We start from the raw sequence: 12,550 nt of genomic DNA on the forward strand, positions 1-12,550 counted from the left end.
GCGTTACGCTCCAGCCTGGTCGGGCGTCAGTCGGGCGCGAATGAACCCGGCCACCCGGGCCGGATCGTTCAAGGGGAGTTGCGGCGGATCGGCGTCCGGCTCCGGGTCGTCGGTGGCGACGGCCACGATCCGGCTCAACCGGTCGAGCAGATCGTTGGCCGGGGTGTCGCGGCGCCGCACGACGATCTTGTCGTGATCCTCCTCCTTGTACCCCTCCACCAGAATCAGATCGTGACCGGCCAGACGCGCCACCTGCTCGGCGAGGGTGGGTTCCGGCAGATCGCCCAGATCCTGGATCAAAAACCAGCGTTGCGGGCAGGCAAAAAGCACGCTCCGGGCCCCGGCCTGACGGAAGCGATGGGTATCCTTGCCCGGGATGTCCGGATCGGCGGGGTGGTGGCCATGTTTGATGGCCGCGACCTTGAGGCCCGAGGCGACCAGATGGCCGATCACCCGCTCCATGAGGGTGGTCTTGCCCGTGCCGCTCGGGGCGACGAAACCGATCACCGGCGGAAGGGAGGGGGTCATGGGCTCACCCTCCGCTCACGGGGGGAAAGATGGCAACCTCGTCGCTGTCGGCCACCGGATCGCCGGGCTGGGCGTAACGTTGATTGACCGCGATGCGCAGGGTCGGATGGTGGAGGAGTTCGGCATGGGCCGCGGTGCGCGTGGCCAGAAAGGCACGCAGCGCGGCCACGGTGGTGACCTCCTCGGGCAGGGAAATCGACTCCGAGGCCACGCCGATCTTCTCGCGCACCCAGGAAAAATAACGCAACAGAGCCATGGTGGTTCGTGCTCCTTGGACGGATGATTGGGAATCCACGCGGAGCGGATCACGATACGGAGTCGGAGGGCCTGGTTCAAGGGCCGCTCCCGGCCCGCCGTCAGAACGGCTCGAACTCCTCGTCCTGTTGATCGCCGGGGATCTCGGGACCGGCGATGGCCAACCGGCGGTTGGACGGGGCACGCGGGTGGTGATCGTCGGCGTGGGCCGCAAACGAAACCAGTGGCATCAAGGCGTTGACCGGCGGGGCGTGCAGCGGGGGCGGAGCATTTTTCACCAACTCTTCGGAACGGCTGGTGGTTTCGCGGATCACCGCCAGCTCGGCGGCCAACTCGCGGGTCTGCTCGACCTGGGTGATCAGCAGGCTCTCCAGACGCAGGGTTTCGCTCTTGCGCCCCTCCTCGGCGGCCTGGATCAGGCCGGAGAGGTGGCTGACCAGTTCGTGTTGTTCGCGCCGGGCGGCGTGGTGACGCCAGAGCCCCACCCCAAGCAGACCAAAACCGCTCCCCAGCGACAGGGTGAGCAGGTCGAGCGCGCCATGCAGGCGGGCCACCAGCAGTCCGAATTCCGGGATCGGGAGTCCATCCTGGGCCAGACGCAGGGTGTGCGCCTCCAGATCGGTCACCGTGGACACGGAAACCCCCAGTCCCGCGCCGGCCAAAAGCAGAAAAAGTGCGATGACGGGTAGAAATCGACTCAAGGATGACTCTCCATGTGGGCGGCGAGTTGGTTTCTTTAAAGAGAATACCAGGATTCCTCTCCATTTCAAGCTGTCAATAATCACGATCGCGTGTTTTTCCCCATGCGATCGATTTTCAATTCGCGCGCGTTTGGGGATCCCATGGAAGGAATCGCCCATCCACCTTTGACGGTGAGGGGGCCTCCGCTCATCAGGCAAATCAGGAAAATGTCAAGAACCCTTTTCCCTGCCTCGACTCGGATGGTATGCTGGGGAAGAGTCGAGGCTTGTAATGAATACACGCAATTCTTCCCCGCAATGTATCACCAATATGGTCGGGGCGAGGCATACTTTAGAATCGTCTTCGATCCGTTTGGAATCGTCTTCGATCCGTTTCATCCACTCCCCTTGAGGATTGCCGATCGATCTTTCCGTGTTGCCCGGCAACACGTCACGAAAGAGGCGATCGCACTTTTATGGACAGGCGGTTGTCGATGCGCAATCACGCTCGAACCCGAACCCTTGGCGTGCTTTTGATCGGAGATGTCTTCGGGCGTCCAGGTCGGAGCGCCGTGGCGCGTCATCTCCCCGAAATCAAGGCGTTGAGCGGCGCGGATTTCGTGATCGCCAACGGCGAAAATGCCGCCGCCGGCGTGGGCATCACCCCGGAGGTGGCCGGCGAGCTGTTCAAGGCCGGCGTGGACGTGATCACCACCGGCAACCACGTCTGGCGCCACGTCAAGGAGATCGCGCCCTTCATGGAGGAGCGCAAAACCCTGTTGCGCCCCCTCAACTACCCCCCCGGCGCGCCGGGACGGGGCTTTGGCATCTATCCGACCGCCGGCGGCACCCGCATCGGGGTGATGAACCTCCAGGGACGGGTCTTCATGGAGGATCTGGACTGCCCGTTCCGAAGCGCGGACGCGGTGCTGGACATCGCCCGACTCGGACGGGACGCGGATCTGTGGATCGTGGATCTGCACGCCGAGGCCTCCTCGGAAAAAATGGCCATGGCCCTCCATCTGGATGGCCGGGTGACGGCGGTGGTGGGAACCCATACCCATGTGCCCACCGCCGATCATCGGGTGTTGAAACAGGGCACCGGTTTCATCACCGACGTGGGCATGACCGGTTGTTACGACTCGATCATCGGCATGCGCGCCGATACGGTGATGCCCAAATTCGTGACCAAAATGCCCACCCGCTTCGAACCGGCGGGGGGCGAGGCGATGTTGTGCGGCGTTCTGATCCGCGCCGACGCGGTGACCGGACGGTGCCAGGAGATGATCCCGGTTCGCGTGGGCGAGGGATTGAGTGTGCGTTGTTCGTTTTAATACCAATGCGGCAATAGGGATGTTTCAATCATGGAAAAGCGGGAAAAACTCTACGAGGGCAAGGCCAAGGCCATTTTTGCCACCGACGACCCGAATCACTTCATCCAGTACTTCAAGGATGACGCGACCGCCTTCAACGGCGTCAAGAAAGGGACCATCGCCGACAAAGGGGTGATCAACAACCTGGTCACCTCCAAGCTCATGACCATCCTCGACGCGGTGGGCATTCCGACCCATTTCGTCCAACGCCTCAACGACCGCGAACAACTGATCCGCAAGGTGTCGATCATTCCGATCGAGGTGGTGGTGCGCAACGTGGCCGCCGGTTCCATGTCGAAGCGCCTGGGGGTGCCCGAGGGTCAACAACTCCCCCGTCCGGTGCTCGAATTCTACTACAAGGCCGATGCCCTGGATGACCCGTTGATCATCCGCGACCACGCCCTGGTCTTCGGCTGGGCCACGGAAGCCGAGCTGGCCTGGATCGAGGCCGCCGTCAAACGGATCAACGACGTGCTGATCGGCTTCTTCGCCAACATCGGCATCCGCCTGGTCGATTACAAACTCGAATTCGGTCGTCTGGCCTCGGATCCCTCCCAGGTGGTGCTGGCCGACGAGATCTCCCCGGACACCTGCCGGCTGTGGGATTTCGTCACGAACGAAAAACTGGACAAGGATCGCTTCCGCCGTGATCTGGGCGGCGTGGTGGAGGCCTACCAGGAGGTGGCGCGGCGCATGGGAGTCTCTGGGGAGTCATGAGCACGCGCCCGGTACTCGTCTGGCCGGGTGAGGTGTGCGACTCCCGGTTGCGGCTTTCGTTCTGGCCCGATGATCTGGATCTGCCGGTCTTCGTGGCCCGGTACGTCTATTTCGTCGCCGCCAACGAACCGCTGACCGCCGACGGGCGGGAGCGACTCGCCGCCCTGCTCAACGCCCAGCCCCGCGAGTTGGCGCTGCATCGTTTCGTCTCGCCGCCGCTGGTGGTGATTCCGAGGCTGGGCACCATCTCTCCCTGGTCCACCAAGGCCACCGAGATCGTGCGCGGCTGCGGTCTCACCGCCGTCACCCGCATCGAACGCGGGGTGTTGCACGACTTCGGCGACCAGCGGGTCAACCGGGCGCAACGGGAACGGCTTATGCCGCTCCTGCACGACCGCATGACCCAATCGGTCTGCTCGGATCTGGTGGAGGCCATGGGACTCTTCGCCCAGGGCGAGGCGCGCCCCCTGGTCCAGGTTCCGGTCACCACGCTCGAGAAGGTCAACGTCGCGTTGGGGCTGGCCCTCTCCCCGGAAGAGATCCGCTATCTGGCCGACCACTTCGGCAAGGTGGGACGGGATCCGACCGATGTCGAACTCATGATGTTCGCCCAGGCCAACTCCGAGCACTGCCGGCACAAGATCTTCCATGCCGCCTGGGTGCTCGACGGTCGCGCACAGACGGAAACCCTGTTCGGCATGATCCGCGAAACCGAGGCCAGAACCCCGGATCCGGCCCTGTCGGCCTATCGGGACAACGCCGCCGTGATGCGCGGCGGTCCCGGCGTCCGTTTCGCGCCGGACGAGGGAGGGGTCTACCGGACCACGCCCGCCGAACTCCATGTGCTGATGAAGGTGGAGACCCACAACCACCCGACCGCCATCGCCCCCTTTCCGGGCGCGGCCACCGGTTCGGGCGGGGAGATCCGCGACGAGGGGGCCACCGGACGCGGTTCCCGTCCCAAAGCGGGTCTGTGCGGCTTTTCGGTCTCCAACCTCAATCTCCCGGACGCGATCCAGCCCTGGGAGGAGCCTTACGGCAAGCCGGAACGGATCGTCTCGGCCCTCGAAATCATGATCGAGGGACCGCTGGGGGCTGCGGCCTTCAACAACGAATTCGGACGCCCGAACCTCTCCGGCTATTTCCGCACCTTCGAACAGAAGGTGGGCGGCGAGGTGCGCGGCTATCACAAACCGATCATGGTGGCCGGCGGACTCGGCGCCATCGAGCCCGAACAGATCGAAAAACAGCCTCTGGCGCCGGGTTCCCTGGTGATCCAGATCGGCGGACCGGCGATGCTGATCGGTCTGGGGGGCGGGGCCGCCTCGTCCCAGACGAGCGGAGTCTCCCTGGCGGAGCTGGATTTTGCCTCGGTGCAGCGCGAAAACGCCGAGATGCAGCGCCGCTGCCAGGAGGTGATCAACACCTGTCTGCGTCACGAGGGCGGCAACCCGATCCTGTCGATCCACGATGTCGGGGCCGGCGGACTCTCCAACGCCGTGCCCGAACTCCTGCACGGCGGCGGCGTGGGTGGTCGGCTCGACCTGGCCCGCGTGCCCAACGACGACCCCACCATGTCGCCGATGGAGGTGTGGTGCAACGAGGCACAGGAACGCTATGTGCTGGCCATCGCGCCGGAACACCAATCCCTGTTCGCCGCATTCTGCGCCCGTGAGCGCTGCCCGTTCCGGGTGTTGGGCGTGGCCACCGCCGAACCGGTTCTGCACCTGGTGGACAGCCGCACGGGCGAGGTGTCCATCGATCTGCCCATGGAGGTGCTCCTGGGCAAACCGCCGCGCATGCTGCGCGACACCCGCAACCGCGTGCCGCTGCGCATCTCCTTCGACACCCGCGGCATCGATCTGGCCGAGGCCGCCGAACGGGTGTTGCGTCTGCCGACCGTGGCGGACAAAAGCTTTCTGATCACCATCGGCGACCGCACCGTGACCGGACTGGTCCATCGCGACCAGATGGTGGGACCGTGGCAGGTGGCGGTGGCCGACGCGGCGGTGACGCTGCGCGATTATCAGGGATATGCCGGCGAGGCGATGGCCATGGGCGAGCGCACCCCGGTGGCGCTGCTCGATCCGGCGGCCTCGGCGCGTCTGGCCGTGGGCGAGGCGTTGACCAACCTGCTGTCCGCGCCGGTCAAGGCGCTGGAGAGCGTGAAACTGTCGGCCAACTGGATGGCCGCCGCCTCCCATCCGGGCGAGGACGCGGCCCTGTTCGCAGCGGTGCGCGCGGTGGGGATGGAGCTGTGTCCGGCCCTGGGAATCGGCATCCCGGTAGGCAAGGATTCGCTCTCGATGAAGAGCGTCTGGCGCGATCACGGCACGGAACGGTCCGTCACCGCGCCGGTCTCCCTGATCGTCTCCGCCTTCGCGGTGGTCGAGGACGTGCGCGGTGCGCTCACCCCGCAAATGCGCCTGGACGCCGGCCCGACCGACCTTCTGCTCATCGATCTGGGACGCGGACGCGACCGGTTGGGCGGCTCGGCCCTGGCCCAGGTCTACCGCCAGATGGGGGATGAACCGCCGGATCTGGACGATGCCGTGGCGTTCAAGAATTTCTTCAACGAAGTGCGCGCCCTGGCCGATGAAAAGATCATCCTCGCCTATCACGATCGCGCCGACGGCGGACTGTTCGTCACCCTGTGCGAGATGGCCTTCGCGAGCGGTTGCGGCGTGGAGATCGCCCTGGATGGCCTGGGTCGGGATCCCCTGGCGGCGCTCTTCGCCGAGGAGTTGGGCGCGGTGGTGCAGGTACGCCGCGCACACCTGGAGACCACCCGCGACCGCCTGGCCCGCCTGGGCATCCTGGCCACGCGACTCGGCGAGCCGATGCCGGGCACCCGGTTGGGCTTTTTCCATGCCGGTCGGGAGATTCTGAACGGCGACCGGATCCGCTACCGCCGGCTCTGGTCGGAGACCGGCTGGCGCATCCGCGCCCTGCGCGACGATCCGGTCTGCGCCCGCCAGGAGTACGACACCCTGCAAGACGGTTCCGATCCGGGATTGTCGGTGCGGGTGCCGTTCGAAATCCCGGCCCCGATGATCGCCACCGGCGCCCGTCCCCAGGTGCTGATCCTGCGCGAGCAGGGGGTGAACGGCCATGTGGAGATGGCGGCGGCGTTCCATGCCGCCGGTTTCGATCCGGTGGACGCCACCATGACCGATCTGTCCAGCGGTCGAATCCGCCTGGAACAATTTCGCGGACTGGCGGCCTGTGGCGGTTTCTCCTACGGCGACGTGCTCGGCGCCGGACAGGGGTGGGCCCGCTCGATTCTCTTCAACGACACCCTGCGCGAGGCCTTCCGGAGCTTCTTCCACCGTCCGGACACCTTCTCCCTCGGGGTGTGCAACGGCTGTCAAATGATGAGCACCCTCGCCGAACTGATCCCCGGCGCCGAAGGGTGGCCCCGCTTCGTGCGCAACCGAAGCGGTCGCTTCGAGGCGCGGGTCGCGCGGGTGGAGATCGGCGACTCTCCCTCGGTGCTCCTGGCCGGCATGGAAGGTGCACGACTTCTGGTACCCTGCGCCCACGGCGAGGGACGCGCCAGCGCCCGTCTGGCGGACGCGGGACGGATTGCCTTGCGCTATGTGGACAACCGTGGCAACGTGACCGAACACTATCCCGCCAATCCGAACGGTTCGCCCGCCGGAATCGCGGGGGTGACCAGTCACGATGGTCGCGTGACCATCCTGATGCCCCATCCCGAACGGGTGTTCCGCTGGGTCCAGAACTCCTGGATCCCGGATGGCGCGCGGGGCGATGCCGGTCCCTGGGCACGGATGTTCGCCAATGCCAAAAGCTGGCTGGATGGGATGTGAGACGTATTGAAGGTGGCGGGTGAGAGCCATGGACGAACAGGAAGTCGAAAGTATGGACGAGGAAGGAACCGCGAAACCGGGCAGGAAGAAAATTCTTCTGCTGGGTGGCGCGGTCATCGCCCTGTTGTTGCTTTTGGGCGGTGGATGGCTGTTCTACACCAAGCTCGGCGCCATCAAGGACTCCTCGGAGGCCGAACAGGCCCATCGCGAGGCCACGGAAGCCGAAAAGAAACTGCGTCTGTCCGGCCCCCTGAAAGGAGTCCCGGCGGGTATCGAAGGTCCGGAACCCCCACCGGTCACCCTGGCCAAGGATGGGGTGAGTGTCGATCAATTGGCGATCTTCATTCTGGAGAGCGGCGAGCGGCGCGTGCAGGGACGGGTTTACAACCACGGCAGCCAGCCGCTGATCGCGGCACGGGTGCAGATCGAATTCCTGGGCAACGCCGGCGAGGTGCTCACCGCCCGTCCGGTCAACCCGCTGGTGATCTCCGGCGGGATCTTCGGCGATCAGTCGGAGATCCTCCCGTCCGGCTCGGGACGCAGTTTCCTGGTCACCACCGATGAACTTCCGGCCAACTGGAACGGCAAACTCTCCGCCAAGATCATGGGCGCCCAGTTCGGACGCCCGGTGACGGAGGAAGCGCGGCCATGAGCCTGGTGGCCCCGCTCGTCCTGGCCTCGACCTCGATCTACCGCCGCCAACTCCTTGAACGTCTTGGCGTCCCCTTCACGGTCGCCTCCCCGGAGACCGACGAAACCCGCCTGCCCGACGAACCCCCGGAAGCGCTCGTGGAACGCCTGGCCGAGGCCAAGGCCCGTGCCGTGGCCGAGCGGTTTCCGGATGCAGTGATCATCGCCTCGGATCAGGTAGCGGTGATCGATGGCCGGGTGCTCGGCAAACCCGGCTCCCCTGAAAACGCCGCCGCCCAACTGCGTCTCGCCTCGGGACGCGAGGTGGTGTTTCACAACGGCCTGGCGCTCCTCGCCCCGGTCGAGCCCCGCCTGCAACAGGCGCTGATCCTGTTTCGCGTTCATTTTCGTCCGCTGCGTGAAGACACCATCCAGCGTTACCTGGAACGGGACCGCCCGTTCGATTGCGCGGGCGGCTTCAAATCCGAACAACTGGGCATCGCCCTCTTCTCCCGCATGGAAGGGGAGGATCCCACCGCCTTGATGGGGCTCCCCCTGATCGCCCTGACCGGCATGCTCGAACGCATCGGGATGCCGGTGGTGTGAAGATCTGGCGGCTTGCGCGTCTCCTGATCTGGCGAATCGGACGCCTGCGGCACACAGTGCCGTTGACGGTCCAGGCACTCCTCATCACCGGTGCCGCCGGAGCCTTTTTCTGGTTCTTCCAGGATGCCCTGCACGCCCGGCGCATGGAGTCGCTGGTGCAACACCATCTGCTCGCCGAGATGCGCCGCGACGCCCAAATCGACGGGATCCGGCTGGACGAACGGTTGCGATCCCAGGAGCGGCTGGTGCGCTGGCTGGTGGAGCGCGCCGAATTCTCCGCGGCCTTCGACCAGCGCGACGCAGCCGGCTGGCTGGTGGAGGAGCCCCGGGACGATCTCTCCCGAGAGCCGTCCGAAACCACCCTGGTCTGGTTTCCCGCGCGGCGCATCACCCGTGAGTTGGGGTATGAGGTCCATGCGCTGCTCACCGACGGCTCGGGACGCGCACGGGCCTTCGTGGCCGCACACGGCAAGGCCCAACCCGAATTGCCCCTCCAACCCTTCATCGACGCCTGTCTGGCCCACGAAGTCAGAAGCGCGGTGCGTTACGACCAGAGGGTTCCCCATTTTCTCACCTGCGCGGATCTGCGCCATGCCGACGGTCGGGCCAAGGCGCTGCTGGTGTTGATCGCTCCGCTCGATGACGACTTTCTGCAATCGTTCCACGCCGAATGGTATCAGGATGGCATTCTGGCCTTTCTCGATGAGGCCGGGGAGCGGGTCATGGCGAGCAGTCGCCCGGAGCGGATTCCGGCCAGAACCCTCCTGTCGTCCCTGCATGCCGATCACCTGATCTTCAGCAAGGAGCTTGGCGCGGAAACCTATTCGGCCACCATGTTCCTGCGGTTCGTGGGGTTGCTGCCCAAGGAACGGCTCGACGCCTTGACCACCACCCTGGTCGGCGAGGGCCGAAGCGAATGGGCCGCCGGCCTGTTTCTCCTGATTGCCCTGTTCGTCGGCATCATCTATTGGCTGGGCCGGATGATGCGCTCGGTGACCCGGAAAATGGTCTCCTTTGCCCGCCAGCGGCTCAACCTGACCCTCTCCACCGCCGCGCCCGGCAACGCCCTGCAACAGTTCATCGATCAATTCGAGATCCTTACCCAGGAGATCGAGGAGGCCCGCGCCCGCGAGGCCGAAGCTTCGGAACGGCTCGCCCAGAGCAATCGGGCCCTGGAGTCGTCGTTGACCATGTTGAAGCGCACCCATGCCCAGCTGCTCTCCTCGGAGAAGATGGCCGCCCTCGGCGGTCTGGTGGCCGGGGTGGCCCACGAGATCAACACCCCGGTGGGGATCGGCGTCACCGCGGCCTCGTTTCTGGAAAACCGCACCCGAGAGTGCCGAAGCCGCTACGACGAAGGGAAATTGGCCCGCGCCGATCTGGAAGGATACTTTCAGGACGCCTCGGACTCCTCGACCATGATCCTCTCCAACCTGATGCGTGCCGCCGAACTGGTGCGCGGTTTCAAACAGGTGGCGGTGGATACCAGCAGCGAAGCGTGCCGGAGTTTCGATTTCGCCACACTGATCCGGCAGATCCTGCAAAGCCTCCACCCCCGTCTCAAGAAAACACCCCACCGGATCGAGGTGATCTGCCCGGAAGAGTTGACCTATTTCGGGCGACCCGACGTTTTTTCCCAGATCGTGACCAATTTTGTGATAAATTCATTGCTGCATGGCTTTGCCGATGATCGGACCGGTCGGATCACGATCACCGTCGAGTCGCGTGGTGACCAGATCCTTCTGCGGTACGCGGATGATGGACTGGGCATGGAGGAAGAGGCTCGAAAACGGATCTTCGAACCTTTTTTCACCACGGCGCGTCACAAGGGGGGAAGCGGTTTGGGGATGCACATCGTCTACAACCTGGTCAGCGGGCCCTTGGGCGGCGAAATCGAATGCCGCTCCGCGCCCGGCGCGGGCGCGAGCTTCACGATCACGTTTCCAGCCAGCCGCGAACATTCCAAGGATTGATTCCCTGCTTTAAGGATGGAGTAGCATGAGCGACCTTCTTTTTGCCGATGAGGCCGCCCCGCGTCCGTCGGACGGAACCGGACGCCTGCCCGAATCGAATGCCTGGAAACTGATGATCGTCGATGACGACCCGGACGTGCATACCTTGAGCACCATGGTGCTGCGCACCTTCCGTTTCGAGGGACGAGGCCTGCGGTTTCTGCACGGCTACTCACGGGCCGATGCCGAACGTCTGATGAACGAACATCCGGATACTGCGGTGCTGCTCCTGGACGTGGTGATGGAGAGCGATCAGGCGGGACTCGAGGCGGTCCGTTTCATTCGCGAAACCTTGCGCAATCGTTTCGTGCGCATCATCCTGCGCACCGGTCAGCCGGGTCACGCGCCGGAACAACGGGTGATCCTGGATTACGACATCAACGATTACAAAGAAAAAACCGATCTCACCGATATCCGCCTGACCACGGCGGTGATCACGGCGTTGCGCTCCTACCGCGACATGATGGTGATCGAACAGAACCGAAAAGGGTTGCAGAAAATCATCCAGGCCACCGGAAGCCTGTTCGAGCCGCGCTCGATCCGCAAACTGGCCAACGGCGTGCTCACGCAACTGGTGTCGATTCTGGGCCTGGACGAAAGCGCCCTCTATGCCCAGGCGTCGGGATTCGCGGTCAACGGCGATGGCGGACGCATGGTCCTGTATGCCGGAACCGGACGCTACACGGACCGGATCGGCGAGCCGGTCGAAGCGGTGGTCGATCCCGACACCCTGGTCTTGATCCAGCGCTCCCTGGAGAGCCGGGAGAGCCTGTTCGAGGAGGATCGCTTCGTGGGCTATTTTCAGACCCGCCAGGGGTCGGTGAACCTGCTGCATCTGCGCGGTTCCGGCCCGTTCGGGGAGTGGGACCGGGAGCTGATCCAGCTCTACTCCACCAACGTCGGACTGGCGTTCGACCATGTGTTGCTCAATCGGGAGATCTTCGGCGCCCTGGGTCGGGGCGATCCGGTGGCCATGGCGGAGATCATGGCCGATCACGAGGAGGGGTGATCCGGTTCTTGCGGGACGGGTCTGGAATTCATCGGAGGGGATGATCTTGGCATGAACGGTTTGGATTTTCGGTCCGGTTTCGTGACCACAGACTGGTTGTTGGAGCATCTGGGGCGCACCGGGCTCCGTCTGGTGCAGGTGGGCGGAGAGAGTCACTATCCACGCATGCACCTGCCGGGCGCGGTTCTGGTGACCTATCCGGAGTTCACCGCGCAACGGGATGGACTGCCGGCCATGTTTCCGGAACCGGCGGATCTGGAACGGCTGTTCGGACGCCTCGGAATCGGTGTTCAGACCCCGGTGGTGGTGTATGATCTGGTGGGCGGAACCGACGCGGCACGCTTCGCCTGGACCCTGGCCCGCGCCGGACACGCAGGGGCCCGCGCGATTCTGGATGGCGGGCTGCCGGTCTGGTATCAACGCCAACTGCCTCTGGATTCGGCCATCCCCCGCATCGAGGCCGTGACCTTCACGGCCCGTCCGGACGCAGCGTGTGAGGCGGATCGGGAACAGGTGCTGGCCACCATCGCCAGCCACGCGGAGGGGATGCTGCTCGATTCCCGCTCGCGCAACGAATACCTGGGGCTCACCCTGCGCGGACCGCGCGGCCATCTGCCCGGCGCCGTGCATCTGGACTGGATCGACACCCTGATGGGACGTCAGGATCCCCGTCTGCAATCCGACGAGGCGCTGCGTGCGCTGTACGCCGCCATCGGCATCGACGATCCGACGCGCGAGGTGATCGTCTACTGCGAAACCGCCCATCGCGCCGCGCACACCTGGGCGGTGTTGCGTCATCTCGGCTGGGAGAAGGTGCGTCTCTACGACGGCTCGATCTCCGAATGGCGCCTGTACGACCTGCCGGTGGTGGCCGGCGACACGCCCCGTTAGGGGATTTTTGGAGGATTGC

11 protein-coding genes are annotated in these 12,550 nt (G+C 64.9%); 8 read left to right on the forward strand and 3 right to left on the reverse strand.

Annotated features, from left to right (window positions below):
- Positions 1-3: 3 nt before the first annotated feature.
- The 3 genes from mobB to ACOY6C_RS10375 form a co-directional block, all read right to left on the reverse strand.
- Positions 4-528, reverse strand: a complete 525-nt coding sequence (gene mobB / locus ACOY6C_RS10365) for a molybdopterin-guanine dinucleotide biosynthesis protein B (protein WP_420905402.1) — start codon at positions 526-528, stop codon at positions 4-6.
- 4 nt (positions 529-532) lie between these two features.
- Positions 533-784 (reverse strand): molybdopterin converting factor subunit 1, encoded by a 252-nt coding sequence (gene moaD, locus ACOY6C_RS10370; RefSeq protein WP_420905403.1) that lies wholly within the window; start codon positions 782-784, stop codon positions 533-535.
- A gap of 100 nt (positions 785-884) precedes the next feature.
- The gene (locus tag ACOY6C_RS10375; protein WP_420905404.1) at positions 885-1,484 is read right to left on the reverse strand and encodes a hypothetical protein; all 600 of its coding nucleotides are present in this window, start codon (positions 1,482-1,484) and stop codon (positions 885-887) included.
- 473 nt (positions 1,485-1,957) lie between these two features.
- Between ACOY6C_RS10375 and ACOY6C_RS10380 the strand changes: the two genes are divergently transcribed.
- Genes ACOY6C_RS10380 through ACOY6C_RS10415 form a run of 8 tightly spaced genes read left to right on the forward strand, consistent with a single transcriptional unit; the run spans position 1,958 to position 12,531 of the window.
- On the forward strand, positions 1,958-2,797 hold the full coding sequence (locus tag ACOY6C_RS10380) for a TIGR00282 family metallophosphoesterase (RefSeq protein WP_420905405.1): 840 nt from the start codon (positions 1,958-1,960) through the stop codon (positions 2,795-2,797).
- Positions 2,798-2,827: 30 nt separating this feature from the next.
- Entirely contained in the window at positions 2,828-3,553 is a 726-nt protein-coding gene (gene purC, locus ACOY6C_RS10385; protein ID WP_420905406.1) for a phosphoribosylaminoimidazolesuccinocarboxamide synthase, read from the forward strand.
- Positions 3,550-7,383 carry a phosphoribosylformylglycinamidine synthase gene (gene purL / locus ACOY6C_RS10390; RefSeq protein WP_420905407.1) on the forward strand — a complete coding sequence of 1,278 codons (3,834 nt, stop codon included), beginning with the start codon at positions 3,550-3,552 and terminating at the stop codon, positions 7,381-7,383. Before purC ends, purL begins: the two co-directional genes overlap by 4 nt.
- Positions 7,384-7,411: 28 nt before the next feature.
- Positions 7,412-8,035, forward strand: a complete 624-nt coding sequence (locus ACOY6C_RS10395; RefSeq protein ID WP_420905408.1) for a hypothetical protein — start codon at positions 7,412-7,414, stop codon at positions 8,033-8,035.
- The gene (locus ACOY6C_RS10400; RefSeq protein ID WP_420905409.1) at positions 8,032-8,619 is read left to right on the forward strand and encodes a Maf family protein; all 588 of its coding nucleotides are present in this window, start codon (positions 8,032-8,034) and stop codon (positions 8,617-8,619) included. The genes ACOY6C_RS10395 and ACOY6C_RS10400 overlap by 4 nt, the downstream gene beginning before the upstream one ends.
- Entirely contained in the window at positions 8,616-10,592 is a 1,977-nt protein-coding gene (locus ACOY6C_RS10405; protein ID WP_420905410.1) for a sensor histidine kinase, read from the forward strand. Before ACOY6C_RS10400 ends, ACOY6C_RS10405 begins: the two co-directional genes overlap by 4 nt.
- A gap of 25 nt (positions 10,593-10,617) precedes the next feature.
- A complete protein-coding gene (locus tag ACOY6C_RS10410) occupies positions 10,618-11,640 on the forward strand; it encodes a DUF3369 domain-containing protein (RefSeq protein WP_420905411.1) in 1,023 nt (340 codons plus the stop codon).
- 51 nt (positions 11,641-11,691) lie between these two features.
- Positions 11,692-12,531, forward strand: coding sequence for a sulfurtransferase (locus tag ACOY6C_RS10415; RefSeq protein WP_420905412.1), 840 nt, complete (start codon positions 11,692-11,694; stop codon positions 12,529-12,531).
- Positions 12,532-12,550 lie beyond the last annotated feature (19 nt).

The organism is Candidatus Magnetaquiglobus chichijimensis (genome assembly GCF_045865675.1).
In the GTDB taxonomy this organism is placed as follows: Bacteria; Pseudomonadota; Magnetococcia; order Magnetococcales; family Magnetaquicoccaceae; genus Magnetaquiglobus; species Magnetaquiglobus chichijimensis.